General features: G+C 68.2%; 27 protein-coding genes and 1 tRNA gene. 16 read left to right on the top strand and 12 right to left on the bottom strand.

Annotation, left to right across the window (positions count from 1 at the left end; translation table 11 throughout):
* Positions 1-10: 10 nt before the first annotated feature.
* The 5 genes from kdpA to J2S75_RS00465 are packed head-to-tail and all read left to right on the top strand — an operon-like array spanning position 11 to position 7,797.
* Positions 11-1,702 (top strand): potassium-transporting ATPase subunit KdpA, encoded by a 1,692-nt coding sequence (kdpA, locus tag J2S75_RS00485; RefSeq protein WP_307017161.1) that lies wholly within the window; start codon positions 11-13, stop codon positions 1,700-1,702.
* Positions 1,703-1,710: 8 nt separating this feature from the next.
* Positions 1,711-3,753, top strand: a complete 2,043-nt coding sequence (kdpB, locus tag J2S75_RS00480) for a potassium-transporting ATPase subunit KdpB (RefSeq protein WP_307017159.1) — start codon at positions 1,711-1,713, stop codon at positions 3,751-3,753.
* 14 nt (positions 3,754-3,767) lie between these two features.
* Positions 3,768-4,358 carry a potassium-transporting ATPase subunit KdpC gene (gene kdpC, locus J2S75_RS00475; RefSeq protein WP_307017157.1) on the top strand — a complete coding sequence of 197 codons (591 nt, stop codon included), beginning with the start codon at positions 3,768-3,770 and terminating at the stop codon, positions 4,356-4,358.
* A gap of 17 nt (positions 4,359-4,375) precedes the next feature.
* The gene (locus tag J2S75_RS00470) at positions 4,376-7,099 is read left to right on the top strand and encodes an ATP-binding protein (protein WP_307017155.1); all 2,724 of its coding nucleotides are present in this window, start codon (positions 4,376-4,378) and stop codon (positions 7,097-7,099) included.
* Positions 7,096-7,797 (top strand): response regulator, encoded by a 702-nt coding sequence (locus tag J2S75_RS00465; RefSeq protein WP_307017154.1) that lies wholly within the window; start codon positions 7,096-7,098, stop codon positions 7,795-7,797. The genes J2S75_RS00470 and J2S75_RS00465 overlap by 4 nt, the downstream gene beginning before the upstream one ends.
* A 28-nt stretch (positions 7,798-7,825) precedes the next feature.
* Here the strand turns inward: J2S75_RS00465 and J2S75_RS00460 are convergent, their stop codons facing one another.
* Positions 7,826-8,197: a chlorophyllide reductase gene (locus J2S75_RS00460; RefSeq protein ID WP_307017152.1), complete on the bottom strand. Its 372-nt coding sequence runs from the start codon at positions 8,195-8,197 to the stop codon at positions 7,826-7,828.
* Positions 8,198-8,347: 150 nt separating this feature from the next.
* Between J2S75_RS00460 and J2S75_RS00455 the strand changes: the two genes are divergently transcribed.
* Positions 8,348-8,848: a hypothetical protein gene (locus tag J2S75_RS00455; RefSeq protein ID WP_307017149.1), complete on the top strand. Its 501-nt coding sequence runs from the start codon at positions 8,348-8,350 to the stop codon at positions 8,846-8,848.
* A gap of 6 nt (positions 8,849-8,854) precedes the next feature.
* A complete protein-coding gene (locus J2S75_RS00450) occupies positions 8,855-9,100 on the top strand; it encodes a helix-turn-helix domain-containing protein (RefSeq protein WP_307017147.1) in 246 nt (81 codons plus the stop codon).
* A gap of 83 nt (positions 9,101-9,183) precedes the next feature.
* On the opposite strand, the gene J2S75_RS00445 is transcribed toward J2S75_RS00450, so the two are convergent.
* Positions 9,184-9,275 (bottom strand) — tRNA-Ser (locus J2S75_RS00445).
* 231 nt (positions 9,276-9,506) lie between these two features.
* On the bottom strand, positions 9,507-10,220 hold the full coding sequence (locus J2S75_RS00440) for a glutathione S-transferase N-terminal domain-containing protein (protein WP_307017145.1): 714 nt from the start codon (positions 10,218-10,220) through the stop codon (positions 9,507-9,509).
* A 197-nt stretch (positions 10,221-10,417) separates the two neighbouring features.
* On the opposite strand from J2S75_RS00440, the gene J2S75_RS00435 reads away from it, so the two are divergent.
* Positions 10,418-11,119 (top strand): hypothetical protein, encoded by a 702-nt coding sequence (locus tag J2S75_RS00435; protein WP_307017143.1) that lies wholly within the window; start codon positions 10,418-10,420, stop codon positions 11,117-11,119.
* A gap of 12 nt (positions 11,120-11,131) precedes the next feature.
* Here the strand turns inward: J2S75_RS00435 and J2S75_RS00430 are convergent, their stop codons facing one another.
* Positions 11,132-11,629: a GNAT family N-acetyltransferase gene (locus J2S75_RS00430; RefSeq protein ID WP_307017141.1), complete on the bottom strand. Its 498-nt coding sequence runs from the start codon at positions 11,627-11,629 to the stop codon at positions 11,132-11,134.
* Positions 11,626-13,101 carry an Asp-tRNA(Asn)/Glu-tRNA(Gln) amidotransferase subunit GatB gene (gene gatB / locus J2S75_RS00425; RefSeq protein WP_307017139.1) on the bottom strand — a complete coding sequence of 492 codons (1,476 nt, stop codon included), beginning with the start codon at positions 13,099-13,101 and terminating at the stop codon, positions 11,626-11,628. The genes J2S75_RS00430 and gatB overlap by 4 nt, the downstream gene beginning before the upstream one ends.
* Before the next feature lie 408 nt (positions 13,102-13,509).
* Here gatB and J2S75_RS00420 point away from each other — a divergent pair, with 408 nt between their 5' ends.
* Both J2S75_RS00420 and J2S75_RS00415 read left to right on the top strand, forming a co-directional pair.
* A complete protein-coding gene (locus tag J2S75_RS00420; RefSeq protein ID WP_307017137.1) occupies positions 13,510-15,204 on the top strand; it encodes an L-lactate permease in 1,695 nt (564 codons plus the stop codon).
* Positions 15,205-15,312: 108 nt separating this feature from the next.
* Positions 15,313-15,600 carry a DUF6455 family protein gene (locus tag J2S75_RS00415; RefSeq protein ID WP_307017135.1) on the top strand — a complete coding sequence of 96 codons (288 nt, stop codon included), beginning with the start codon at positions 15,313-15,315 and terminating at the stop codon, positions 15,598-15,600.
* A 68-nt stretch (positions 15,601-15,668) separates the two neighbouring features.
* Here the strand turns inward: J2S75_RS00415 and J2S75_RS00410 are convergent, their stop codons facing one another.
* The 6 genes from J2S75_RS00410 to J2S75_RS00385 all read right to left on the bottom strand — a co-directional run bounded on the left by J2S75_RS00410 (position 15,669) and on the right by J2S75_RS00385 (position 19,766).
* Positions 15,669-16,769: a glycosyltransferase family 2 protein gene (locus tag J2S75_RS00410; RefSeq protein ID WP_307017133.1), complete on the bottom strand. Its 1,101-nt coding sequence runs from the start codon at positions 16,767-16,769 to the stop codon at positions 15,669-15,671.
* Between the two features lie 90 nt (positions 16,770-16,859).
* Positions 16,860-17,153, bottom strand: a complete 294-nt coding sequence (locus tag J2S75_RS00405; RefSeq protein ID WP_307017131.1) for a chorismate mutase — start codon at positions 17,151-17,153, stop codon at positions 16,860-16,862.
* Positions 17,154-17,156: 3 nt separating this feature from the next.
* A complete protein-coding gene (gene gatA / locus J2S75_RS00400) occupies positions 17,157-18,638 on the bottom strand; it encodes an Asp-tRNA(Asn)/Glu-tRNA(Gln) amidotransferase subunit GatA (RefSeq protein ID WP_307017129.1) in 1,482 nt (493 codons plus the stop codon).
* Between the two features lie 5 nt (positions 18,639-18,643).
* Positions 18,644-18,931 (bottom strand): Asp-tRNA(Asn)/Glu-tRNA(Gln) amidotransferase subunit GatC, encoded by a 288-nt coding sequence (gene gatC / locus J2S75_RS00395; protein WP_244376857.1) that lies wholly within the window; start codon positions 18,929-18,931, stop codon positions 18,644-18,646.
* A gap of 180 nt (positions 18,932-19,111) precedes the next feature.
* Entirely contained in the window at positions 19,112-19,414 is a 303-nt protein-coding gene (locus tag J2S75_RS00390) for a hypothetical protein (RefSeq protein ID WP_307017127.1), read from the bottom strand.
* A 25-nt stretch (positions 19,415-19,439) separates the two neighbouring features.
* Positions 19,440-19,766 carry a hypothetical protein gene (locus tag J2S75_RS00385; protein ID WP_307017125.1) on the bottom strand — a complete coding sequence of 109 codons (327 nt, stop codon included), beginning with the start codon at positions 19,764-19,766 and terminating at the stop codon, positions 19,440-19,442.
* Between the two features lie 112 nt (positions 19,767-19,878).
* On the opposite strand from J2S75_RS00385, the gene J2S75_RS00380 reads away from it, so the two are divergent.
* The gene (locus tag J2S75_RS00380) at positions 19,879-20,802 is read left to right on the top strand and encodes a MarR family transcriptional regulator (protein ID WP_307017123.1); all 924 of its coding nucleotides are present in this window, start codon (positions 19,879-19,881) and stop codon (positions 20,800-20,802) included.
* Between the two features lie 7 nt (positions 20,803-20,809).
* Here the strand turns inward: J2S75_RS00380 and J2S75_RS00375 are convergent, their stop codons facing one another.
* Positions 20,810-21,514 carry a metal-dependent hydrolase gene (locus tag J2S75_RS00375; RefSeq protein ID WP_307017121.1) on the bottom strand — a complete coding sequence of 235 codons (705 nt, stop codon included), beginning with the start codon at positions 21,512-21,514 and terminating at the stop codon, positions 20,810-20,812.
* Positions 21,515-21,632: 118 nt separating this feature from the next.
* On the opposite strand from J2S75_RS00375, the gene ruvX reads away from it, so the two are divergent.
* The 5 genes from ruvX (at position 21,633) to plsY (ending at position 26,065) form a co-directional block, all read left to right on the top strand.
* Positions 21,633-22,115, top strand: coding sequence for a Holliday junction resolvase RuvX (gene ruvX, locus J2S75_RS00370; RefSeq protein ID WP_244376862.1), 483 nt, complete (start codon positions 21,633-21,635; stop codon positions 22,113-22,115).
* Between the two features lie 24 nt (positions 22,116-22,139).
* Positions 22,140-23,072, top strand: coding sequence for an AEC family transporter (locus J2S75_RS00365; RefSeq protein WP_307017119.1), 933 nt, complete (start codon positions 22,140-22,142; stop codon positions 23,070-23,072).
* A gap of 82 nt (positions 23,073-23,154) precedes the next feature.
* Entirely contained in the window at positions 23,155-24,108 is a 954-nt protein-coding gene (locus J2S75_RS00360; protein WP_307017117.1) for an aspartate carbamoyltransferase catalytic subunit, read from the top strand.
* Positions 24,101-25,396, top strand: a complete 1,296-nt coding sequence (locus J2S75_RS00355; RefSeq protein WP_307017115.1) for a dihydroorotase — start codon at positions 24,101-24,103, stop codon at positions 25,394-25,396. Before J2S75_RS00360 ends, J2S75_RS00355 begins: the two co-directional genes overlap by 8 nt.
* Before the next feature lie 63 nt (positions 25,397-25,459).
* On the top strand, positions 25,460-26,065 hold the full coding sequence (plsY, locus tag J2S75_RS00350; protein WP_307017113.1) for a glycerol-3-phosphate 1-O-acyltransferase PlsY: 606 nt from the start codon (positions 25,460-25,462) through the stop codon (positions 26,063-26,065).
* Positions 26,066-26,067 lie beyond the last annotated feature (2 nt).

Raw genomic sequence — 26,067 nt, 5'->3', positions numbered from 1 at the left:
GGAGGACGGCATGGACGCCGATCTCCTGCAATTCGTCCTGTTCGCCGGCCTGCTCGTTGCCCTCGCCGTGCCGCTCGGCGCCTATATGGCGGCGACCTTCGCCGGCGATGTCCGCTTTCTCGCCCCGGTGGAACGGGCGCTGCTCTCCGCCGCCGGCCCGGCAGCGGAAAAGCCGCAGCGCTGGACCGGCTATGCGCTGGCGCTGCTCGCCTTCAACGCCGCCGGTTTCGCGCTGCTCTACCTCATCCTGCTGTTCCAGGACCGGCTGCCGCTGAACCCTCAAGGCTTTCCCGGCCTGTCGCCGCATCTCGCCTTCAACACGGCGATGTCTTTCGTCACCAACACCAACTGGCAGTCCTATGGCGGCGAGACGACGCTTTCCAATTTCAGCCAGATGGTGGGGCTGACGACGCAGAATTTCGTTTCCGCCGCCTCCGGCATGGCGGTCGCCGCCGCCGTGGCGCGGGGCTTCGCCACCCGGCAGGGCAAGACGCTCGGCAATTTCTGGGTCGATCTCACCCGCGCCACGCTCTACATCCTGCTGCCCGCCGCGCTCGGGCTGGCGCTGGTCTTCGCCTATTGCGGCCTGCCGCAGACCCTGGCCGGTGCCTTCGACGCCACGACGCTGGAAGGCGCGCGCCAGACCCTCGCCCTCGGCCCGGTGGCGAGCCAGATCGCCATCAAGCAGCTCGGCACCAATGGCGGCGGCTTCTTCAATGTAAACTCCGCCCACCCGTTCGAGAATCCGACGGCGATCACCAACCTGCTCTCGACGCTGGCCATCCTCGCCCTGCCCGCCGGCTTCTGCTTCACCTATGGCCGCATGGTCGGCGACCGCCGGCAGGGCCGCGCGCTGTTCGCCGCCATGGCGCTGCTGTTCCTCGCCGGATTCGCCGCGCTCTATGCCAGCGAGCAGGCCGGCAACCCGCTGCAGGCGGGGCTGGTGGACGCGGGCGCCGGCAATATGGAAGGCAAGGAGGTCCGCTTCGGCATTCTCGGCTCCACCCTCTGGGCCGCCGCGACCACCGCCGCCTCCAATGGCTCGGTCAATGCCATGCATGACAGCTTCACGCCGCTCGGCGGGCTGGTCGCCATGCTCAACATCCAGCTCGGCGAAGTCGTGTTCGGCGGGGTCGGCGTCGGGCTCACCGGCATGCTGCTCTTCGTCATCCTCGCCGTCTTCCTCGCCGGGCTGATGGTCGGCCGCACGCCGGAATATCTCGGCAAGAAGATCGAGGCGCGGGAGGTGAAGCTGGCGGCGCTCACCCTGCTGGTGATGCCGCTCGGCGCGCTGATCCTGCCCGCCCTCGCCATCGCCGCCGGCACGGCGCAGAGCTCGGTGCAGGATGCCGGCCCGCATGGCCTTTCCGAGCTGCTCTACGCCTATTCCTCCGCCACCGGAAACAACGGCTCGGCCTTTGCCGGCTTCTCCGCCAACACGGTCTGGCACAATACGTTTCTCGGCCTCGCGATGATGCTCGGCCGCTTCGGCTACATCATCCCCATCCTCGCCATCGCCGGTAGCCTCGCGGCCAAGAAGGCCGCGCCGCCCACCGCCGGCACCTTCCCCACCCATGGCGCGCTGTTCGTCGCGCTGCTGCTCGCCACCATCCTCATCGTCGGTGCGCTGACCTTCCTCCCCGTCCTCGCCCTTGGTCCGCTGGCGGAGCATGTCTCCCTGCTGGCCGGCCGGACCTTCTGAGAATTGCCATGAGCAAGCACTCTTCCCCCGCTTTCGGCCTGTTCGCCCCGGCCATTCTCGGCCCGGCGGTCCTCCATGCCTTCCGCAAGCTCGACCCGCGCAGCCTCGCCCGCAACCCGGTGATCTTCTCCACTGCGCTGGTGAGCCTCGTCGCCACGGTGCTGGCGCTGCGCGAGGCGCTCACCGCCGGGCCCAACGCCGCCATCGGCGTCCAGATCGCCATCTGGCTCTGGTTCACCGTGCTGTTCGCCAATTTCGCCGAAGCCGTCGCCGAAGGGCGCGGCAAGGCGCGGGCCGATGCGTTCCGCGCCACCAAATCCTCCGCCCAGGCCAAGGTGCTGGCGGATGCGCGCGACCGCACCGCCTTCCGCGCCCGCGACGTGGAGCGGGTGGAGGTGGGCGAGCTCATCCTCGTCGAGGCCGGCGACACGCTGCCCACCGATGGCGAGGTGGTGGAAGGCGCCGCCTCGGTGGATGAAAGCGCCATCACCGGCGAGAGCGCGCCGGTCATCCGCGAATCCGGCGGCGACCGCTCCTCCGTCACCGGCGGCACGCGGCTGGTGTCCGACTGGCTGGTGGTGCGCGTCACCGCCAAGCCGGGCGAGACTTTTCTCGACCGGATGATCGCGCTGGTGGAAGGCGCCAAGCGCCAGAAGACGCCGAACGAGATCGCCCTCGACATCCTGCTGGCCGGGCTCACCCTCGTCTTCCTGCTGGTCGTGGTGACGCTGCCCGTCTTCGCCTCCTGGTCGGGCACCACCTTGCCGGTGATCTATCTCGTGGCGCTGTTCGTCACCCTCATCCCCACCACCATTGGCGGCCTGCTCTCGGCCATCGGCATTGCCGGCATGGAACGGCTGGTGAAGGCGAATGTGGTGGCCAAATCCGGCCGTGCGGTGGAGGCCGCCGGCGATATCGACGTGCTGCTGCTGGACAAGACCGGCACCATCACCTTCGGCAACCGCATGGCGGATGCGTTCGAGCCGGCGCCGGGCGTCACCGAGCAGGAACTGGCGGAAGCCGCCCTGCTCGCCTCGCTCGCCGACGACACGCCGGAGGGCAAGTCCATCGTCGATCTCGCCCGGCGCCGCTTCGGCCTCGCCGCGACGCTGGATGCGCGCGCCACCTATGTGCCGTTCAGCGCCCATACCCGCATGTCGGGCGTGGACCTGCCCGGCGGCGGCGCGCTGCGCAAGGGTGCGTCCGATGCCATGGCGGCGCTGTCCGGCGCGCCGCTCAGCCCGGCGGTGGACCAGATCGTCAAGCGCATCGGCGCTTCCGGCGGCACGCCGCTGGTGGTGGCGCAGGACGGGCGCGTGCTCGGCGTCATCCATCTCAAGGACGTGGTGAAGCCCGCCATTCGCGAGCGCTTCGCCGAGCTGCGCCGCATGGGCATCCGCACGGTGATGATCACCGGCGACAACCCGCTCACCGCCGCCGCCATCGCCGCCGAGGCGGGCGTGGACGATTTCCTCGCCGAGGCGACCCCGGAGAAGAAGCTGGAACTGATCCGCCGCGAGCAGGCGGAAGGCCGGCTGGTCGCCATGTGCGGCGACGGCTCCAATGACGCGCCGGCGCTGGCGCAGGCCGATGTCGGCGTCGCCATGAACACCGGCACCCCGGCGGCGAAGGAGGCGGGCAACCTCATCGACCTCGACAGCGACCCGACCAAGCTCATCGAGATCGTGCTGGTGGGCAAGCAGCTGCTCATCTCGCGCGGGGCGCTCACCACCTTCTCGGTCGCCAATGACGTCGCGAAATATTTCGCCATCCTGCCGGCCCTGTTCGTGGCTGCCTATCCCGGCCTCGGCGTGCTCGACGTGATGGGGCTGGGAAGCCCGCAATCGGCCATCCTGTCCGCCGTCATCTTCAACGCGCTGGTCATCGTCGCGCTGATCCCCATCGCGCTGAAGGGGGTCGCCTACACGCCCGCCTCCGCCTCCGCCCTGCTCGGCCGCAACCTGCTGGTCTATGGGCTCGGCGGGCTCATCGTTCCCTTCCTCGGCATCAAGGCAATCGACCTTGTCGTCGACCTGCTGCATCTGGCCTGAGAGGAGGCCTTTCCATGAACACCGCTCTCCGTCCCGCCCTAGTGCTGCTGGGCCTGTTCACCGCGCTCACCGGCATCGCCTATCCCCTCGCCGTCACCGGCATCGCCCAGCTGTCCTTCCCCACGGCGGCCAATGGCTCGCCGGTCACGGTCGGCGGCCGCGTGGTCGGTTCCGCGCTCATCGGCCAGTCCTTCACCTCGGAGCGCTATTTCCACGGCCGCCCCTCCGCCACGACGGGCGCCGATCCGGCGGACCCGGCGAAAAGCGTGGAGGACCCCTATAATGCGGCCAGCTCCACCGGCTCCAATTTCGGGCCAAGCTCGGCCGTCCTCGCCGAGGCGGTAAAGGTGCGGGTCGCCGCGCTGGGCGGCGGGCCGGTGCCGGCCGATCTTGTCACCGCCTCGGCCTCGGGCCTCGATCCCGACATCTCGCCGGCCGCGGCGGCGCTTCAGGTCGCCCGCGTCGCCAAGGCGCGCGGCCTGCCGGAAGACGAGGTGCGCGCGCTGGTCAACCGCTCTATCCTCGGCCGCAGCTTCGGCGTACTCGGCGAGCCGCGCGTCAATGTTCTGGCGCTGAACCTCGCCCTCGACGATCTGAAGCGCTAACGGACCTGCGTGCTGCGATGCCCACCCAAGCCGAGGAACGCCCCGCCCCCGAAGCCTTTCTCGACGAAGCCCGCATCGAGGCGCGCGGGCGGGGCGCGCCGGGGCGGCTGAAAATCTTCCTCGGCGCCTCCCCCGGCGTCGGCAAGACTTTCGCCATGCTGGAGGAAGCGCGCGCCCGCCAGCTGGCCGGCGTCGATGTGGTGGTCGCGCTGGTGGAAACCCATGGCAGGGCGGAAACCGCCGCCCTGCTGCGCACGCTGGAGCAGTTGCCGCGCCGCGTCGTCGAGTATCGCGGCCAGAGCCTTAGCGAGCTCGATCTCGACGCCCTGCTCGCGCGCCGTCCCGGTCTCGCGCTCATCGACGAACTCGCCCACAGCAACGCCCCCGGCTCGCGCCATCCCAAGCGCTGGCAAGATGTGCTGGAGGTTCTCGATGCCGGCATCGATGTCACCACCACGCTCAACATCCAGCACATGGAAAGCCTCAACGACATCGTCTCCCGCATCACCGGGGTGCGCGTCTCCGAGACCGTGCCCGACCATGTGCTGCAGCGTGCCGATGGCATCGAGCTGATCGACCTGCCGCCGGACGAGCTGATCAAGCGGCTGAAGGACGGCAAGGTCTATGTCCCACAGCAGGTCGGGCGGGCGCTGGAGAATTTCTTCTCGCGCGGCAACCTCACCGCCCTGCGCGAACTCGCGCTCCGCACCGCCGCGAGCCGGGTGGACGCGGAAATGCTCGCCTATATGCGGGCGAACGCCGTCAAGGGCCCATGGCCGACGCAGGAGCGGCTGCTGGTCTGCGTCAATGAGGCGCCGGTGGCCAAGGCCTTGGTACGGGCGGGGCGGCGCATGGCCGACCGTGCGCGCCTGCCCTGGATCGTCGCCACCGTCGTCACCCCGCGCCATGAGACGCTGCCGGCGGAAGCGCGCGCCGCCACGCTGGACGCGCTGCGCCTCGCCGAGACGCTGGGGGCGGAGACCGTCACCCTCCACGCCGAATCCGACGCGGTGGCCGAGCTGCTCCGCTTCGCCCGCAGCCGCAACGTCTCGCGCGTCGTCCTCGGCCGGCCGCGTACCCATGGCGCGGGCTGGCGACGGCTGGCGCGGCTGCTGCGCGAGCCGGTGGCCGAGCGGCTGCTCGACGCGGCGACGGATTTCGAGGTGACCATCGTCAGCGACCCGAAGCCGCCGGCACGGCGCGGCGGCTTCGCCTGGCCGAGGCTCGATCCCGACTGGCGCGGCTATGCGGCCGCAGTGGCGGCGACTGCCGTGGCCAGCGCGGTCGCCTGGCCGGTCGGCGCCTGGGACGCGATCCCCGGCGGCGCCATTTCCGCGATCTATCTCACCGCCGTGCTCGTGGTGGGGGCCAATTACGGCCTTGGCCCCTCCATGGTGGCGACGCTGCTCGGCTCGCTCGCCTATAATCTGCTCTACACCGAGCCCTATTACACGCTGGCGGTGAACAACCCCGAGGATATCGTCTCCATTCTCGTCTTCCTCGTCGGCGCCGTGTTCACCGGCTCGCTGGCGGGACGGCTGAAGGCGCAGGTGGAGGGGCTGCGGGTGGCACAGCGGCGCACCGAGACGCTGTACGACTTCGCCCGCAAGATTGCCTCTGCCGGCAATGCCGACGATGTGCTGTGGGCCGGCGCCTATCACATCGCGGCGACGCTGGACTGCCGCTCGCTCATCCTCATGCCCGGCCCCTCCGGTGCGCTGGAACAGGTGCAGGGCCATCCCTCCATCGAGGAACTGGACCCGCGCGCGGAAGGCGCGGCGCGCTGGGCGTTCGAGCGCAACGAGCCCGCCGGTTCCGGCACCGCCACCCTGCCGATGAGCGAATGGCTGTTCGTGCCGCTGGCGGCGGGCGAGAAGACGCTCGGCGTCATCGGCGTGCGCTTCAGGGACCGCAGCCGCAGCCTCGATCCCGAGACCCGCCGTCTGCTGCTGGCGGTGGAAGACCAGGTCGCGGTCGCGGTGGAGCGGGTGCGGCTCGCCGAGGAGCTGGCGGATGCCCGCGTCTCCGGCGAGAGCGAAAGGCTGCGCGGGGCGCTGCTCAACTCGGTGAGCCATGATCTGCGCACCCCGCTCGCCACCGTCATCGGCACGGTCTCGGCGCTGGCCGAGGACCCGGACGGGCTTTCCCGCGCCGACCGGCGGGAACTCGCCGGCACCGCGCTCGACGAGGCGCGCCGGCTCGACCGCTATGTGCAGAACCTGCTCGACATGACCCGCCTCGGCCATGGCGCGCTCACGCCCCGCCGCGCGCCGGTGGAACTGGCGGAAATCGTCGGCCGGGTGCGCACCGACCTCGCCCGCTCGCTTGCCGGCCATCATCTCGACATCGCCCTGCCGCGCGATCTGCCCATGCTGGATGTCGACCCCGTGCTGATCGGCCAGGCGCTGACCAATGTGATCGAGAACGCCGCCAAATACGCCCCGCCCGGCACCGCCATCACCGTGTCGGCCCATGCCGAAGGGCCGGAGGCGCTGGTCGCGATCAGCGATGAAGGCCCCGGCATTCCCGACAGCGAGCGGGAAAAAGTGTTCGACCTGTTCCACCGCGTCACGGAGGGCGACGGGCGCCCCGCCGGCACCGGGCTCGGACTTGCCATCGTACGCGGTCTGGTGGAGGCTCACGGCGGCACGGCCCGCGCGCTGCCCGGGCCGAACGGACGCGGCACGACCATCGTTCTGCGCCTGCCCCTCGCCACGGCGCCCACCGACGACGGCACATGACCGAGCCTGACACGCCCCCCGCCCGCATTCTCGTGGTGGAAGACGACGCGCCGATCCGCCGTTTCCTGCGCATCGCGCTCGGCAGCGGCGGCTATGACATCACCGAGGCGGAGCGCGGGCGGCAGGGCATCGAACTTGCCGCCACCTCGGCGCCCGATTGCGTGGTGCTCGATCTCGGCCTGCCGGATATGGACGGCAAGGCGGTGATCGCCGCCATCCGCGAATGGTCGCGCGTGCCGATTCTGGTGCTGTCGGTGCGCGATCAGGAAACCGAGAAGATCGCCGCGCTCGATGCGGGGGCGGACGACTATGTCACCAAGCCCTTCTCCGTCGGCGAAGTGCTGGCGCGGTTGCGGGCGCTGCTGCGCGCCCGCCGGGACCGGGGCGCGGAACCGGCCGAACAGGTGCTGGGTTCCCTCGCCGTCAACCTCGCCAGCCGCACCGTGCGGGTCGACGGGCGCGAGGTGAAGCTGACCCGCAAGGAATTCGACGTGCTCGCCCTGCTCGCCCGCCATCCCGGGCGGCTGATCGCCCACAGCCAGTTCCTCACCACGGTGTGGGGCCCGGCCCATGCCGACGACACGCATTATCTACGCATCGCCATCGGCCATATCCGCGACAAGCTGGGCGACGACGCCGCCAATCCGCGCTTCATCCTCACCGAGCCGGGCGTGGGCTACCGGCTGCGCGAGGGGTGAGAGCGCGGCGGCCGCCCGCCTGTGCCCGCTAGCGGCAGCCCGCGCGGCTCAGCATATCGTCGACGAGGATTGGCGTCGCGGCGGTTTTGTCACGCCTTCCCTGGTCAACGCTGGAAAGCGCGGCGAGCGCCGCCGCGCTGGAAATGCCGAGCGGCCGCGCACAGGTGAGAGTGACGCCGGCCCGCCTCCCGGCCTCGGCCACCAGCAGGCCGGTGGTTTCCCCGACCCCCGCGAGATAGGCCATCGCCGCGTTGCGCGCGGCATTGTCCTTCGGCGCGCGCTGAAGAAGCTCGACGACCTGAGCGACCGAGATCGCTCCGCTGGGCGTGGAAGGGGTGGCATGAGCCGGAAAAGCGGCGCCGACAGCGAGCGTCAGCAGCGCGATGGGTATGGCGTTCATGTGCAAGCTCCGTTATCGTTAAACGATAATCTGAGCCTATCCACTCTCGAAAATTATTGTCAAACAATAATTTTAAGCGCATAGTGGCTTTCAACTCAGGGGGAAAGCATGAAAAGCCGGAGCAGCCTGGTCGGCGCGGGTGAGGTGAGTTTGGCCGGCGTCATCGGCCTGTCGCCCGCCGCGCGTCTCGCCTTCCGCGCCTTGAATATTCTGGCGTTGGGGCTGGCGGCGCTCCTCCCGGCGCTGGCGGTCTTCTACTGGCTGGCCGGCTCCCCTCAAGCGGCTTCCGGTGCGACCATGCGGCTGGTGGGGATCGCGACCGCGCTGCTGCATCTCCTGCCCTTGAGCTGGGGCCTGATCCGGCTGCGCGCCTGTCTCGCGCAATTCGCCGCCGGCCACCCCTTCGCGCCCGGGGGCATTGCCGGGCTGCGCGATTTCGCACTGGGCGCTGGGGCGAGCGCGCTGGCCAAGCCGGTGGCGGGCATGCTGTTCACACTTGCGCTGGGGTGGCACGGTGGCCGCAAGCAGATCGCGATCGACATCAGCTCCGATGCCATGATCCTGGCGCTGTTCGCCGGCGTCATCGCCTCGCTGGCCTGGGCGATGGAGAAAGCCGCTGTGATCGCCGACGAAAACAGCCAGTTCGTCTGAGCCGCCATGCCGATCAAAGTGAGCCTCGCAGCGGTGCTAGCCCGGCGCAATGTGAAGTCCAAGGAACTGGCCGCCTCCATCGGCATCACCGAAGCCAATCTCAGCCTGTTGCGGCAGGGCAAGGTCAAAGGCATACGCTTCGACACGCTGGAAGCGATCTGCCGCGCTCTGGACTGTCAGCCGGGCGATATCCTCCGCTTTGAGCCAGACAGCGAGACGACCGCCACGCCGGCGCAGGAAGCCGGGGATTGAGCGGCGATCAGCGTTCGGTGAACCCGTGTGGCCCGGCCAACGGCCGCAGTTGCCTTGGATTTCGGGGATCCAGCGGCGGCAAATGGCGGAGACGGAGGGATTCGAACCCTCGAGGCCCTTTTGGGGGCCTGCTCATTTAGCAAACGAGTGCCTTCAGCCTCTCGGCCACGTCTCCAGCCGGCCTCGCGGGGCGCCTTGCGGCGGCGCGGGTTCCAGCGGCGACCTGTCTAGGTTTCCACCGCCCCCCGGTCAAGGCCGAATACGCATCCGATCCACCGACTTGGCGCGCGGCGATGCCAGGCGGGGGCTCGCGCACCCCCCGAGGCCGAATACGCATCCGGTCCACTGACTTGGCGCGCGGCGACGGCGCGCGGCGACGGCGCGCGCGGGCACGCGGCCGCGCCGCTCAGCCGGGCGGGCGCTGGCCGAACAGCACGCTCTGCGCCTGCTTGTCGGTGGCGAAGTCGGTCTTGGTGCGGTCCTCGGCGTTCAGCGCAAGGCCCCGCTTCACCGCCGGCCGCGCCAGCACGCGCTCCAGCCAGCCGGCGAAATGCGGAAATTCCTTGATGTCCTGCCCCTGCCGTTCCCACAGCTTGGCCCAGCCGATGCAGGCGATGTCGGCGATGGAAAAGTCGCCGGCGAGGAAGGGGCGGTCGGCCAGGCGCGCATTCATCACCCCATAGAGCCGGTGCACTTCCCTGGTGTAGCGCTCGATGGCGTAGGGAATCTTCTCCGGCGCGTAGATGCGGAAATGATGCGCCTGACCCGCCATCGGCCCCAGCCCGGCCATCTGCCAGAACAGCCACTGGTCCACCTCCACCCGGCCGCGCTCGTCAGCGGGGTAGAACATCCCGGTCTTGCGGCCGAGATATTGCAGAATCGCCCCCGATTCGAACACCGAGAGCGGCGCGCCGCCCGGCCCTTCGGGGTCGAGAATCGCCGGTATCTTGTTGTTGGGCGACAGAGCGAGGAAATCGGCTTTGAACTGGTCGCCACGGCCGATATTGACCGGGATCACCTCATAGGGAAGCCCGCATTCCTCCAGCATGATGGAGATTTTCCAGCCATTCGGCGTCGGCCAGTAATAGAGCTGGATCGGGCGGGTCTGCAGCTGGGACATGAGGCGCTCCCCCTTCGCCCTCCATGGGGCGCAGGACACCAGAACTAGTGCCGCCCCGAACCGCTGGCAAGCGCGGCGGGGCGCCCCTTTCCTCAACGCACGGTCTTGCGCGGCGGCGGGTGCTCGCCTCATCAGGCGGATGCGGCTAGATTTGCCGCGCCCGGCGCCGAGCGCCCTCAGCCAGCGAGACCGTGCGCGTGAAACCAGCCGTCCTGCTCCGCCTGCTCGGCGCTCTTGTTCTGACCGCCTCGCTCGCCGGCGCGGCACGCGCGCAGGCACCGGAAACGCCTTCGCCGGCAAAAATCTGCGCCGACCGCTGGAACGCACTGAAGGAAGCCGGCCAGACCGGCGCGCAGAGTTTTCGCGATTTCTCCGCCCAATGCCTGAAGGACGCCGCCGGCCCGGCTCCGGCCGCGCCCGAGGTCAAGCCGGCGGGCGAGCCCTCTCCCGCGCCGGCGCCCCGGCGCAATACAACGCCCACCGGCGCCTCGGCCGCCGCCGCCCAGCCCTCGATCAAGCAGTGCGCGGATCTGTGGAACGAGATGAAGGCGAAGAACCAGACCGGCAAGCAGACCTATCGCGACTTCGCGCAGGAATGCCTCGCTGGCACCGGCGTGCTGGACGGCAAGCCGGCGGAACCGCCGCCCGCGCCGAAGGAAGCCGCGCCTGGCGCGCCGCCCGCGCCGCAGACTGCGCCGCCGAAAACCTCGGTGCCTTCCGTTCCGCGCCCGGCGGCGACACCGGCGCCCGATCCCGCCCCCGCCCTCACCCGGCCGCCGCAGGAGAGCGACCGCGAGGCGGTGAACCGCTGCAATGGCGAATGGCAGGCCTACAAGGCCCGGCACAACCTCACCGGCGCCAAGGCCTGGCACGTCTTCATGGCCCGCTGCCTGCCGTGAGGCGCGGCGGGCTCAGTGGCCGGAAAGGTCGATCTTGAAGCCGTCGAGCCGCTTCTCGAAGCCGGCGCGCTCATAGAAGCGGTGCGCGTCGAGGCGCTGCTTGTTGGAGGCGAGCTGAAGCGAACCGGCGCCCCGGCGCCGGGCCTCGGCGATGGCGAAGTCCATCATCGCCCGCCCGACGCCCCGGCCACGCATCTCCGGGTCCACCTGCACCGCCTCGGCATGGGCGAGCAGCGTGCCGTGGCGCAGCAGCGCGCGGAAGAATACCAGCTGGAAGGTGCCGACCACCCGCCCGTCGAGCCGCGCCACATAGAGCGTGGCACGCGGATCGGCGGCAATGGCGTCGAAGGCGCGCTCATAATCCGGCAGGTCCGCCGGGTCGGCGCTGTCGCGCACGCCGAACATCGTCTCGCGGGCGAGAATGCCGACGATGGCCGGCAGGTCGGCGCGCGTCGCCTCGTCGATGCGGACGGCGCCCGCTTCGGGAGCCTCGGGCGCCGCGCCGCTCATATCCCGAGCTTGCCCTTCAGGAGGTCGTTCACCGCCTGCGGGTTGGCCTTGCCGCCGGTCTGCTTCATCACCTGGCCGACGAACCAGCCGAGCATGGTGGGCTTGGCCTGCACCTGCGCCACCTTGTCGGGGTTGGCGGCGATGATGGCGTCCACCGCCGCCTCGATGGCGCCGGTGTCGGTCACTTGGCGCATGCCGCGCTCTTCGACGAGGACGCGCGGGTCGCCACCTTCGGTGAAGACGATCTCGAACAGGTCCTTGGCGATCTTGCCGGAGATGGTGCCGTCGGCGATCAGGTCGACAATGGCGCCGATCTGCGCGGCGGAAACCGGCGAGGAGCCGATGTCCTTGCCTTCCTTGTTCAGCCGGCCGAACAGCTCGTTGATGACGAAATTCGCCGCCGCCTTGGCGTCGCGCCCCTTGGCGACCTCCTCGTAATAGGCCGCCGTCTCCTTCTCGGCGACGAGCACGTCGGCATCATAGGCGGAGAGGCCATAGTCGGCGACGAAGCGCGCCTTCTTCTCGTCGGGGAGTTCCGGCAGATGCGCCTTCAGCTCGGCGACGAAGGCGTCGTCGAATTCCAGCGGCAGCAGGTCCGGATCGGGGAAGTAGCGGTAGTCATGCGCCTCCTCCTTGGAGCGCATGGAGCGCGTCTCGCCCCGGTTTGGGTCAAACAGCCGGGTTTCCTGGTCGATGCGGCCGCCATCCTCCAGAATGCCGATCTGCCGGCGCGCCTCGGTCTCGATGGCCTGGCCGATGAAACGGATGGAGTTGACGTTCTTGATCTCGCAGCGCGTGCCGAAATCATCGCCCGGCTTGCGCACGGACACGTTCACGTCGGCGCGCAGCGAGCCCTTTTCCATGTCGCCGTCGCAGGTGCCGAGATAGCGCAGGATGGTGCGCAGCTTGGTCACATAGGCCTTCGCCTCTTCCGAGGAGCGCAGGTCCGGCTTGGAGACGATCTCCATCAAAGCGACGCCCGAACGGTTGAGGTCGACCAGCGACAGCGTCGGGTGCTGGTCATGGATCGACTTGCCCGCGTCCTGTTCGAGATGCAGGCGCTCGATCCCGACCTCGATCTGCCCGTCGGCGGTGTCGACCAGCACCACGCCCTCACCGACGATGGGGCTCTTGTACTGGCTGATCTGGTAGCCCTGCGGCAGGTCCGGGTAGAAGTAGTTCTTGCGGTCGAACACCGAGCGGTTGTTGATCTGCGCCTTCAGGCCGAGCCCGGTGCGCACCGCCTGCTTCACGCATTCGGCGTTGATGACCGGCAGCATGCCCGGCATCGCCGCGTCGACCAGCGACACATGGCTGTTAGGCTCGCCGCCGAACTCGGTGGAGGAACCGGAGAACAGCTTGGAATTGGAGGTGACCTGCGCATGGATCTCCATGCCGATCACCACCTCCCAGTCGCCGGTGGCACCCTTGATCAGCTTCTTCGGGTCGGCGGGGCGGGAATGCATGTTCATCGGACGGACCTGTTCTGGCGTGCGCAAGCACGAAAGCGCGGGAGTGTGCGTTCCCTACCCCGCCCCTGCCGGTCCTGACAACCGTTTCGCGCACAGCGCCCCGCCGAGCCCGGCCAATGACGCGACCCAGCGGCGCCGCTGACGCCCTTGGCAGCGTGCCCTCGGCCTCCCTCCGGGGCTGGAACACGTCGGCCGGCCTGAAGCTGACGGAGCGTTCGCGCGCCCTTCCTAGACCAATGACCAAGAGGACACGTCGATGTGTCTCGCATATTCATGGCCGCAATGCGACACTGGTAAGAATATTTTACCAGTTCCAGGCTCTCGGGAGGAGCAACGCCAGCAAACAACGTCCCCGTTCCGCCCGTACTCCCGGCGGCAAAGACGGGAGACACAGGAGGAAACACCGGGATGTCGACAGGTCTGCTCGCCTTCCTAGCCTTTCTGCCGATTCTCTCGGCAGGCGTCCTGCTCATCGGGTTCCGCATCGCCGCCCGCATCGTCATGCCGATCACCTATGCCATGGCCGTGGTCATCGCGCTGCTGTTCTGGGGCGTCAGCGCCAACCGCGTCATGGCGTCCACGCTGCAGGGATTGCTGCAGACCGCCGGGCTGCTCTGGATCATCTTCGGCGCCATTCTGCTGCTCAATACGCTGAAGCACTCCGGCGCCATCTCCACCATCCGCGCCGGTTTCACCTCGATCAGCCCGGACCGGCGGGTGCAGGTCATCCTCATCGCCTGGCTGTTCGGTTCCTTCATCGAGGGCGCCTCGGGCTTCGGAACCCCGGCGGCGGTCGCGGCGCCGCTGATGGTCGCGGTCGGCTTCCCCGCCATGGCGGCGGTGGTGTTCGGGATGATGATCCAGTCGACGCCGGTGTCCTTCGGCGCCGTCGGCACGCCGCTCATCGTCGGCGTGCAAACCGGGCTCGACCAGGCGGCGATCACCGCCCAGCTGACGCAGGCCGGCTCGACCTGGGCGACCTTCTTCCACCTCATCACCACGGAAGTCGCGGTCATTCACGCCATCTGCGGCACGCTGATGCCGCTGTTCCTCATCATGGTGATGACGCGCTTCTTCGGCCGCAACAAATCCTGGACGGAGGGCCTCTCCGCCCTGCCCTTCGCCCTGCTCGGCGCCTTCGCCATGACGGTGCCCTATGTGCTGGCGGCGACCTTCCTCGGCGCGGAATTCCCCTCGCTGCTCGGCGGGCTCATCGGCCTCGCCATCATGACGCTGGCGGCGCGCGCCGGCTTCCTGGTGCCGAAGACCTCCTGGGACTTTGCCCCGGCGTCGGAATGGCCGAAGGAATGGTTCGGCCAGCTCGACATCACCCTCGACAGCCTCGCCAAGCGCACCATCCCGCTCGCGCTCGCCTGGGCGCCCTATGTGCTGCTGGCGCTGGTGCTGGTGGTGAGCCGCATGGTGCCGGCGGTCGGCAACGCGCTGAAATCCGCGACGGTGGCGTTCTCCGGCATTCTCGGCGAACAGGGCATCAATGGCGATTTCCCGCTGCTGTTCTCTCCCGGCGGGCTGCTGGTCATCATCTGCCTGATCACCGTCGTGCTGCACCGCATGTCGCTGTCCGGCTTCGGCGCGGCCGTGCGCGAGAGCAGCGGCACGCTGATCGGCGCCGGTTTCGTGCTGATCTTCACCGTGCCGATGGTGCGGGTGATGATCAATTCCGGCGTCAACGCCAATGATCTCGACAGCATGCCGGTGCTGGTGGCCGAATGGGTGTCGGAACAGGTCGGCGGGGTCTACCCGTTCTTCGCACCCACCATCGGCGCGCTCGGCGCCTTTCTCGCCGGCTCGAACACGGTCAGCAACCTGATGCTGAGCCAGTTCCAGTTCTCGGTGGCGCAGGGCCTCGGCATCTCTTCGGTGCTGATGGTAGCGGGCCAGTCGGTCGGCGCCGCCGCCGGCAACATGATCGCCATCCACAATGTCGTCGCCGCCTCGGCCACGGTCGGCCTGCTCGGCCGCGAAGGGGCGACGCTGCGCATCACCATCCTGCCGACGCTGTATTATCTCGCCGTCGCCGGCACGCTGCTGCTGCTCGGCTTCTATGTCGTCGGGCTCACCGATCCGCTGGTCGGGCGCTGATGGCCCGGGCCGGGGCCGCTCCACGGCTCCGGCGCCGCGCTTTGCGCGAAATCAAGGCCGGCGCGCCCGCGCGCCGGCACCCTCTCTGCGCCAACAGGGAGAGACGCCATGGATGTCGATACGATTGACGAGCGCCTGGCGCTGTTCCGCGCCATGGCCGGCCATGCCGGCGTGGACCTCGCGGTCCTGTCCGCCGAGGTGCCGCAGGAGGTGCGGGCCGCCGCCCAGCGCTGCCTCGGCTGCCGCGATGCGGAGGAGTGCCACCGCTGGTTCGAGACGCAGGCGGCGGCATCGGACGACGCGCCCGCGCCGGTTCCCGGCTTCTGCCGCAACGCCGCGCAATTTGCCGACTGGACAGATAACAATCAACATGAACTTTCCGCAGAGCGCGATTAGATTCTGCCCAAAATTATAGAAAAAGACTCACACAATAAACTGAAAAAGATCGCACCTGCGCCTTCCCATCACCAATTCAAATACTCTATCTTTTCGGGGAAAAATCTCCTGAAAGTCGACTTCATATTATGTATCGATCTAATCAGTTTTGGGTATCGTTTTGGAATGTTCGCATTCAATAAATTAAGTTCATTTAGACCGTATTTCAAATCAGATATTGGTGGCGGGATAAACTCAACGATCTCTCGATTTGCGCCATCGATTAATTTTTCATTATCAAGAATTTTAATCAACGACTTACGTTTTCTGTCAAATTCAGCCTTTAGCCAGAGAGGAACAACCTCCTCTATATCATTCAAATCATGGTACTGAAAGAAACGAACGCTTCGTGTTAAACTCTGATCATCCGCGAGGCCACGTGTCATTTTTTTCTTATAAAATTCACTCCAAGAGCGTACAACATAATGATTCAAACGAAATGGCGCCCATACAATACGATCTGATACACCTCCAACTTTATTCTTTATTATAAGCGGCTCTCGATCGACTGCCCAATGGCTGAAGCCGCTCTTTAGATGCATGTGATGGGAGTTCGGCATCTTGCCTGCAAAGGCCGTAGGCCGAATGATTGATTTATATTGAAGATTGATGCCAGCATCTGAGGTGGGATCACTGGACATTGGCGAGCGTCGCGTAAAGCGGTACGGAACAGGCTCGCTTGAAGCGTTGATATGGCCAGACGAGCCATAAACAGCCCAGTTAACCGAAATAGACCCACAGTCATTTGGAAGATCGCCCAGGAAAGCCGGAAGACTTTCGTTTTGCCCAGAGGGCATAAGAAACTCATCGGCATCAAAGAAGGCAATCCAATCGAGTCCCAGCCGCGACGCCAGCCCAGCAGCATGCACATAGGCATCTCGTTGCGGATTCCAATGAAAGCGCGTCGGCACCCTGAAGGTGCGCAAAATATGCCTTTGCTGCAATTGCGCTAATATTTCTTCGGTACCATCTGTGCTGTCATTATCGGCAATAATAAAATCTGTGAACCCCAGCGCACGATGCCATGAAATCCAGTCAATAAGATAAGGCGCCTCGTTCTTGACGATGCCGCACAAAGCGATCCGTAGCCCAGTTTTGCCGGTAGATCCCGTACTCACCGCAACGTCCATTTGCCGTAACAATATACCGACCCATAACTTTGGTCGAATGTGACGTCAACCAAGGCGCACGACCGGCGGATCTCTTAGCAACGCGCGCCCTCAGCCCAGCCGCTCATTCTCATAGGCGATCACCCAGTCGATCAGCTGGCGCCAGAGCTTTTCCACCAGTTCGGGCGGCACGCCCTTGGTCTCGGCATGGGCGCTGACCTTGTCGATCACGTCTTCCACCCGCTCGGGCAGGAAGGCCGCGAGGCCTTCCACCTTCTTCACCGCGATGACGTGCTTGACCACCTCCAGACGCCGGGCCAGCAGCTCGACGATCTCGGCATCGATGGCGTCGATCTCGGCGCGGAACGGCGCCAGCGAACGCTCATTGGCGGGCAGGCGCGGCATGGCTCACTCCCACCAGCGGTCGGAGACCTCGAAGCGGCCGGCGGCCTCCTCGATCACCTGGCCGAGCGAGAACAGCGCCTCCTCGCCGAACGGCCGGCCGATCAGCTGCAGGCCGAGCGGCAACCCCTCGGCCGAGCGTCCCGCCGGCACGGCGATGCCGGGCAGGCCGGCCATGTTCAGCGTCACCGTGAACACGTCTTCCAGATACATCGCCACCGGGTCGGCGCCGGATTTCTCGCCAATGCCGAAGGCCGGCGACGGGGTGGCGGGCGCCAGAACGGCGTCGATGCCATCCGCGAAGACAGTCTCGAAGTCGCGCTTGATCAGCGTGCGGACCTTCTGCGCCTTGAGGTAATAGGCGTCGTAATAGCCGGCCGAGAGCACATAGGTGCCGATCATGATGCGCCGGCGCACTTCCGCGCCGAAGCCGCTGGCGCGGGTCTTCTCATACATCTCGACGATGTCGCGGCCGGGCACGCGCTCGCCATAGCGCACGCCGTCATAGCGCGCGAGGTTGGAGGAGGCCTCCGCCAGCGCCACGATGTAATAGGACGGCAGCGCGTATTTGGTGTGCGGCAGGCTGATGTCGACGATCTCGGCCCCGGCGGAGCGCAGCATGTCGGCGCCCTTGTCCCACAGCGCGACGATTTCCGGCGACATGCCGTCGACGCGGTATTCGCGCGGAATGCCGATGCGCTTGCCCTTTACCGAGGCGCCGACCGCCGCCTCATAATCCGGCACCGCCCGGTCGACGCTGGTCGAATCCTTCGGGTCGTGGCCGGCCATGGAGCGCAGCAGCAGCGCCGCGTCGTTGACCGAGCGGGCGATCGGCCCGGCCTGGTCGAGCGAGGAGGCATAGGCGACGATGCCCCAGCGCGAGCAGCGGCCATAGGTCGGCTTGATGCCCACCGTGCCGGTGAACGCCGCCGGCTGGCGGATCGAGCCGCCGGTATCGGTGCCCGCCGCGCCGGCGCAAAGATGCGCCGCCACCGCCGCCGCCGAGCCGCCGGAAGAGCCACCGGGCACCAGGGGCTGGGTCGAGCCGGCGCGCCGCCACGGGTTCACCGTCGGGCCGAAGGCGCTCGATTCGGTGGAAGAGCCCATGGCGAACTCGTCCTGGTTCAGCTTGCCCAGCAGCACCGCGCCATCGCCCCACAGGCGCGAGGTGACGGTCGATTCGTAGGGCGGCACGAAGTTCTTGAGGATGTTGGAGCCGGCCGTGGTGCGCACGCCCTCCACCGCGTAATTGTCCTTCACCCCGAGCGGCAGGCCGTCGAGCGGCCCGGCCTCGCCCTTGGCGTAGCGGGCATCGCTGGCCTTGGCCATGGCGAGCGCCTTTTCCGGCGTCGCCAGCACATAGGCGTTGAGCGCGCCGGCGGTCTCGATCGCGCCGAGATAGGCCTGCGTCAGCTCGGTGGCGGTGAAATGGCCCTCGGCCAGCCCTTCGCGGGCGGCGGTGAGGGAGAGGCGGGTGAGATCGGTCATGAGGCTCACTCCACCACTTTCGGGACGGCGAAGAAGCCGTCTTCGGCCGCCGGGGCGTTGGCGAGCACGCGTTCGGGGTAGAATCCGTCGCTCACCACGTCGGCCCGCAGCGGCAGGGTCATGGGAATGACGCTGGTCATCGGCTCGACGCCGTCCGTGTCGACTTCGCCGAGCTGTTCCACGAAGGCGAGGATGGCGTTGAGCTCGCCCTGGAGGTGGGCCACCTCGTCCTCTGTCACGGCGATGCGCGCCAGATGCGCCACCCGCCGGACCGTCGCCTGATCGACCGACATCCGAATTCCCAATCCGCTGAAACCGATGCGCGCCCTATAGCAGGCACGCACCGCGCCCCGCAACGCGCGGCACTACGCTCGCGCTCAAGCGGCCGGGGATTCGGATGCCGGGCGAGCCCGCCACCATAAGCAAAGGGCCGGCCGCGCGCGGCGACCGGCCCTCGCCTGTGACGCCGGGCGTCAGGAGCGCGCCTGCTCCAGGCACTGCGCCGCCGCCTGCGCGTTGGAGCGGGCATTGCCGCGGTCGATCTGGCCGGACATGGCGAGCGACTTGGTGGTGTCGGTGACGATGGTGCGCAGGTCACCGCTGTCGCCGGCCGCCATCACGGCGGAATAGATCGCCTTGCCATCGGCGGTCAGCGAGGCGGCGCAGGCATTGCCGGCGGCCTGGTCGGCCTGGGCCACGCCGCCGGCCAGCAGCACGAGGGCGGTGCAGGCAGCCGTGGAAAGCCCGCTCACGCGGGCAAAGGTCGCAAGCTTCATGACAGTCTCCATGGTACACTAATGATCAGCGCACGCCCGCGCGGTTGACACCGCCGTTCACGTTGACGCCCGGACCCGGCCGGGCGACAGCGCGCGCATTGACATTCGGCCCGGCGGTGCAGCCGACGGGATAGCCCGGGCGCGTGCAGGCGACGGCGGCGCGGGCCGCGGGCGCGGCATAGGGAGTCGGACGAACCACGCACCCGACCGGAATGCCCGGTCCCGTGCAATAGACGACGGCAGCCTCGGCCGGGGCGGCACCGCCCACGGCGAGAGCGACCAGAAACCCGCCGCAGAAGGCAGCCGGCACAAGGCGCCGCGCGAGCGGAACGAAGCGAGAGGGGAGGCTCATATGATCACATCCTGTTCAGGATCTCGCCGGGAGACCCGAACCGTACATTGGTCCATTTGAGCCCTGCCGCAATGTCGATTATTGGTCGAACCGAATGCCCACGAGGAGAAGAATGGTTGCGCGCACTTCGGCCACGACCCGCTCCGTCGATCACCCCGTTTGCCGTTGGGCGACGCTGATGCCCGGCGAGGTTCAGGAACGCGCCCGGCTGAGGGCCCGCCCGGATTTTCCCTGGATCGCGCGCCAGGCGGCGGTCTCGCTCAGCGATGCCTATCGCGGCAATGTGCTGCTGACCCGGCTGCTGAATGACCGCGGCCGATTCGTTCTGGCGCTGCTGATTCTCGACATGCATTTCGAGGAACCCGGCGCACCCGGCCTCACTACCGGCCGGCTGAAGAACGAGGCGGTGGCGCTCGAACTGTGCAGCCCCGGCCGGGTCAGCGCCATCCTGGCCGCCTTCCGGGTGTTCGGCATGATCGCCCCCGCCCCGGATGCGGACGGACGCCGGCGCCGGCTCGTCGTCACCGAGAAGCTGATGGCCATTCACCGCGAGCGCTGGCGCACCATGCTCAAGACGCTCGCCCTCGTGATGCCCGAGGAAGGCGAGCGCGGGCTGCGCCATATCGACGACCCGGTCTTCCTCGTGCCGTTCGTGCGCACCCTGTTGCAGCCGCTGCGCGCGGGCTGGCGCCCGGCGCTCGACATTCCCGCCATCGGCCATTTCGCCGAGCGCGATGGCGGGCTGCTGATCGCGCTGGCGTTGTTCGGCACCGGGCTCAACGGCCCGCCGCTGTCCATCTCGCAGCTGGCGCGCTCCTTCCGCATCTCCCGCTCGCATGTCGTCGGCATCGTGCAGGAGGCCACCGCGCTGGGTCTGGTGCGGCGGGTGGAGGATCAGGGCGCGCGCGGTCCGGGCGTGCTGCCCGAACCCAAATTGATGGACGCGCTCGAGCATTTCATCGCTGTCGCGCTGGTGCGGCAGATGGTGGCGGTGCGCGCCGGCATCGCCGCCCTCGACGGCCGCGAAGCCGCCTGACGCCGGCTCAGCCGCGCGAGAGGGCCACCGGCACGCCCTTGTCCGGCACCACCACCGTCGCCTCCTCGCCGACCAGCGACACGAAGCGCTCGGCGCCCGGTTCCAGCAGGCCGAACGTCGCGTAATGCGCAGGAATGATGGTGAGGCCGCCGAGATAGCGCGAGACCGCGACGGCGGCGAGTTCCGGCCCCATGGTGAAGCGGTCGCCGATCGGCACGATCACCACATCCGGCTTGTGCAATTCGGCGATGAGGCCCATGTCCGAGAAGATGTCGGTATCGCCCATATGCCAGACGGTGGGTTCGCCCGGCGCCTTGACGATGAGACCATTGGCATTGCCGAGATAGACCGTGCGCCCCTCTTCCATCATTCCCGAGGAATGGTCGGCGCGCACCATGGAGACGGTGAAGCCGTCCTGATGGATCGTGCCCCCGGTGTTCATCGGCTCCAGCTTGGCGACGCCCTGATGGCCGAGCCAGCTGGCGAGATCGGCATTGGCCACCACGGTCGCCTCATTGGTGCGGGCGATCGCCACCGTGTCGCCGACATGGTCGCCATGGCCGTGGGTCAGCAGCACATGCGACACACCGGCAATGGCGGCGCCGAAATCGCCTGAAAAGGCGGGGTTGCCGGTAAGGAAGGGGTCGATCAGAACCGAGGTGCCGGCGAAATCGAGCCGAAACGCCGCGTGGCCGAACCAGGTGATCTTCATCGCCGTGCCTCTTTCATTGCAGGGAGCGCGGGGAAGATAGGGTGTGCTCCCGCCGGCACAAGCCCGGGCCGCCCGCCGCGATGGCGCGGCGCGCGCGGCCATGCTAGGCGATGCCGCCATGGCCGCCCCGATCCTCACCATCACCGATGCCGCCCCGCTCCTGCCGCCTCGCGGCGGGCTGATCGGGCTCGACCTCGGCACCAAGACCATCGGCGTCGCCTCGTCCGATCCCGACCGGCGCCTCGCCGCCCCGGTGGAAACCATCGCCCGCAAGCAGTTCACCCCCGATGCCGCGCGCATTCTTTCCCTCGGCGCCGCACGGGGCGCGGTGGGCATCGTGCTCGGCCTGCCGGTGAACATGGACGGCAGCGAGGGCCCGCGCGCGCAATCCTCCCGCGCCTTCGCCCGCAATCTCGCCCGGCTGACCGAATTGCCGATCATCCTGTGGGACGAGCGGCTGTCCACCGCCGCCGTCGAGCGCGACATGATCGCCATGGATATGAGCCGCGCCCGCCGCGCCGAGGTGGTGGACCAGCAGGCCGCCGCCTTCATCCTGCAGGGCGCGCTGGACCGGCTGCGCTTCCTCGCCGGTCCGGGCTGAGCTGGTTAGGGGAGCCGGGCCGACATGTCCGCTGTGCTCGGCGCGCTGGTGCCGGTGTTCCTCATCATCGCGCTGGGCGCCGTGCTGAAGCGCGGGCTGCTACCCGAGGATTCGCACTGGATCGCGCTGGAACGGCTGACCTATTTCATCCTGTTCCCCGCCCTGCTCGTGGTCAGCATCGCCCGGGCCGACCTTGGCGAGGTGGCGGTGCTGGAAGTGTCCACCGCCCTGCTCGGCGCCATCGCCATCGTCGGGGTGGTGCTGTCGCTGGCCCGCCCCACCCTGTGCCGGGCGCTCGGCCTCGCCGGGCCCAGCTACACCTCGGTGTTCCAGGGCGCGCTGCGCTGGAACACCTATATCGTCCTCGCCATTTCCGGCTCGATTGCCGGCCCGCGCGGGCTGGCGGTGGCCGCCGTCGGGCTGGCGGTGATGATTCCCGTGCTCAACACGCTCAGCGTCATCGTGCTGGCGCGCCATGGCGAGAACGGCGCCGCCAGCAACCGCGCGCTGATTCTGCAAATCCTGCGCAACCCGTTCATCTGGTCCTGCGGCATCGGCGCGCTGATCAACGCGCTGCACCTGCCGGTTCCGGCGGTGCTGATGACCTTCGGCGACATTCTCGGCCGTTCCTCGCTGGCGCTCGGCCTTTTGGTCGTGGGCGCCGGGCTGCGGCTGGAGAATCTGCGCCGCCCGCGCCTTGCCACCGGCTTCACCTGTCTCGTCAAGCTGGCCGTGCTGCCCGCCCTCGGCGTGGCCATCGGCCTCATGCTCGGCCTGCGCGAAATCGATCTGCTCGTTGTCGCGGTGAGCACCGCCGTTCCCTCGGCGCCGAACGGCTATGTGCTGGCCCGGCAGATGGGCGGCGACGCGCCGCTGCTGGCGGAAATCCTCACCGTGCAGACGCTGCTCGCCGCTATCACCATGCCGCTGGTGATCGCCGCCGTCGCTTATCTCTAAGGGAAAGGCGCGGAGAAATGCGCCATGCGGCGCTAAAGCGCTTGCCGTCGCCCCCCGCCGCCTCTATCCAGCCGACTTCGATATGACATCGAACCCGACTGCCAGCTTCACCCTTCCGCGCCGCCACCTGCTCGGCATCGAGGGCCTGTCTCCTCAGGAGATCGTCGGCCTGCTCGACCTTGCCGAAGAGTTCGTGCTTCTCAACCGCCAGGTGGAGAAGAAACGGGCCACCCTGCGCGGGCGTACCCAGATCAACCTGTTCTTCGAGGCCTCGACCCGCACGCAGGCCTCGTTCGAGATCGCCGGCAAGCGCCTCGGCGCCGATGTGATGAACATGTCGGTCTCCACCTCCTCGGTGAAGAAGGGCGAGACGCTCATCGACACTGCCGCGACGCTCAACGCCATGCACCCGGACGTGCTGATCGTCCGCCACAGCGCCTCCGGCGCGGTGGAGCTGCTCGCCCGCAAGGTCGACTGCGCCGTGGTCAATGCCGGCGATGGCGCCCATGAGCACCCCACCCAGGCGCTGCTCGACGCGCTCACCATCCGCCGCAACAAGGGCCGGATCGAAGGACTGACCGTCGCCATCTGCGGCGACATCACCCATTCGCGCGTCGCCCGCTCCAACATGCTGCTGCTGCAGGCGCTCGGCGCGCAGGTGCGGGTCATCGCCCCGCCGACCCTGCTGCCCAAGGGCATCGAGCGCTTCGGCGTCACCGTCTATGGCGACATGCGCGAGGGGCTGGCGGATGTGGACATCGTGATGATGCTGCGGCTGCAGCGCGAACGCATGAACGGCTCCTATGTGCCTTCGGTCAAAGAGTATTTCCACTTCTGGGGGCTGGACGAGGCCAAGCTGCGCTTTGCGAAGCCCGACGCTTTGGTGATGCATCCCGGCCCGATGAATCGCGGCGTCGAGATCGATTCGGCGGTGGCCGACGGCGCCCAGTCCCTCATCCGCGAGCAGGTCGAGATGGGCGTCGCCGTCCGCATGGCCGTGCTGGACGCGCTGTCGCGGAATCTCCCCAATGCATGAGCCCCGCCCCATTCTGCTCGCCAAGGCGCGCCTGATCGACCCCTCGCGCGACCTCGACACGCGCGGCGACATCCTCATCGCCGATGGCGTCATCAAGGACATCGCCCCGAACCTTGCCGACGGCCTGCCGCCGGAAACGGAAATCGTCGACTGCCGCCGGCTCGTCGCCGTGCCGGGCCTTGTCGACATGCGCGCCTTCATCGGCGAGCCCGGCGCCGAGCACCGCGAGACGCTCGCCTCCGCCAGCCAGGCGGCGGCGGCGGGCGGCGTCACCACCATCATCTGCCAGCCCGACACCGATCCTGTCATCGACGATCCCGCCATCGTCGACTTCATCCTGCGCCGGGCGCGCGACACCGCCATCGTCCATGTCCACCCTATGGCCGCCCTCACCAAGGGGCTGGAAGGGCGGGAGATGACGGAGATCGGCCTGCTCGGCGCCGCCGGCGCGGTGGCCTTCACCGACGGCACCCGCTCCATCGGCTCGGCGCAGGTGCTGCGCCGCGCGCTGACCTATGGCCGTGACTTCGGCGCGCTGATCGTCCACCACACCCAGGATGCGAGCCTCGCCGGCGAAGGCGTTATGAATGAAGGCGAACTCGCCTCGCGCCTCGGCCTCGCCGGCCTCTCCAAGGCGGCGGAGACCATCGTGTTCGAGCGCGATGTGCGCCTCGCCGCCATCACCGGCGGGCGCTACCACGCCGCCTCGCTCACCTGCGCGGATTCGCTGGAGGTGCTGCGCCGGGCCAAGGACGCCGGCATCGACGTGACCGCCTCGGCCTCCATCAACCACCTCACGCTCAATGAGCGCGACGTGGTCGGCTACCGCACCTTCTTCAAGCTCACCCCGCCGCTGCGCGCCGAGGACGACCGCCTCGCGCTGGTGCAGGGCGTCGCCGAGGGGCTGATCGACATCATCGTCTCCGACCACAACCCGCAGGATGTGGAGGTGAAGCGCCTGCCCTTCTCGGAGGCCGCCTTCGGCGCGGTGGGGCTGGAAACCATGCTCGCCGCCGGCCTGCGCCTCGTCACCTCGGGCGCGCTCGATCTGATGACGCTGATCCGCGCCATGTCGACCAAGCCGGCGGAACGCCTCGGCCTGCCCGCCGGCACGCTGCGCCCCGGCGCGCGGGCGGATATCGCGCTCATCGCACTGGACGACGCCTGGATTCTCGACCCGCTGACCCTCAAATCGCGCTGCCGCAACACGCCCTTCGACGAGGCGCGTTTCGAGGGCCGCGTGGTCCGCACGCTGGTCGCCGGCCGCACCGTCTATGAATATGTGTGACGGGCGCCACCGCGCGCCCGCGCCCCTCTGTGCAACCGCCCGGAAGTCTGTAAGGTCGCAGGCATGAACCCGTCCCTGCCCGCTCTGTCGAGCCTCGCCGCATTGCTGCTGGGTTACGCCCTCGGCTCGATCCCGTTCGGCCTCCTGCTCACCCGGATGGCCGGCACGCAGGACATTCGCAGCATCGGCTCCGGCAATATCGGCGCCACCAATGTGCTGCGCACCGGCCGCAAGGGGCTCGCGGCGGCGACCCTGCTGGGCGACGCGCTGAAAGGCACCGTGGCCGTGCTGCTGGCACTGGCGTGGCTCGGCCCGGAGGCCGCGCTGGCGGCGGCGCTGGGCGCCTTTCTCGGCCATCTCTTCCCGGTCTGGCTGGGGTTCAAGGGCGGCAAGGGCGTCGCCACCTTTCTCGGCGTCACGCTGGCGCTGGCCTGGCCGGCGGCGCTGGTCTTCGCCGCCGTCTGGCTCGCCGTGGCGTTTCTCACCCGCTATTCCTCGCTCGCTGCGCTGGTGGCGAGCGTCGCCACCGCGCTGTCGGCGTATTTTCTCGCCTCGACCCCCGTCGGCGTGCTGCTGAGCCTTCTCGCCGCGCTGCTGTGGTTCATGCACCGGGCCAATATAAGCCGCCTCATCGACGGCACCGAAGGGCGGATCGGCAAGAAGGGGTAGCG

Origin of the sequence: Ancylobacter polymorphus (genome assembly GCF_030813495.1) — a bacterium.
In the GTDB taxonomy this organism is placed as follows: domain Bacteria; phylum Pseudomonadota; class Alphaproteobacteria; order Rhizobiales; family Xanthobacteraceae; genus Ancylobacter; species Ancylobacter polymorphus.
Note: the sequence above shows the minus strand (reverse complement) of the source record. Positions and strands in the feature narration are given on the sequence as shown.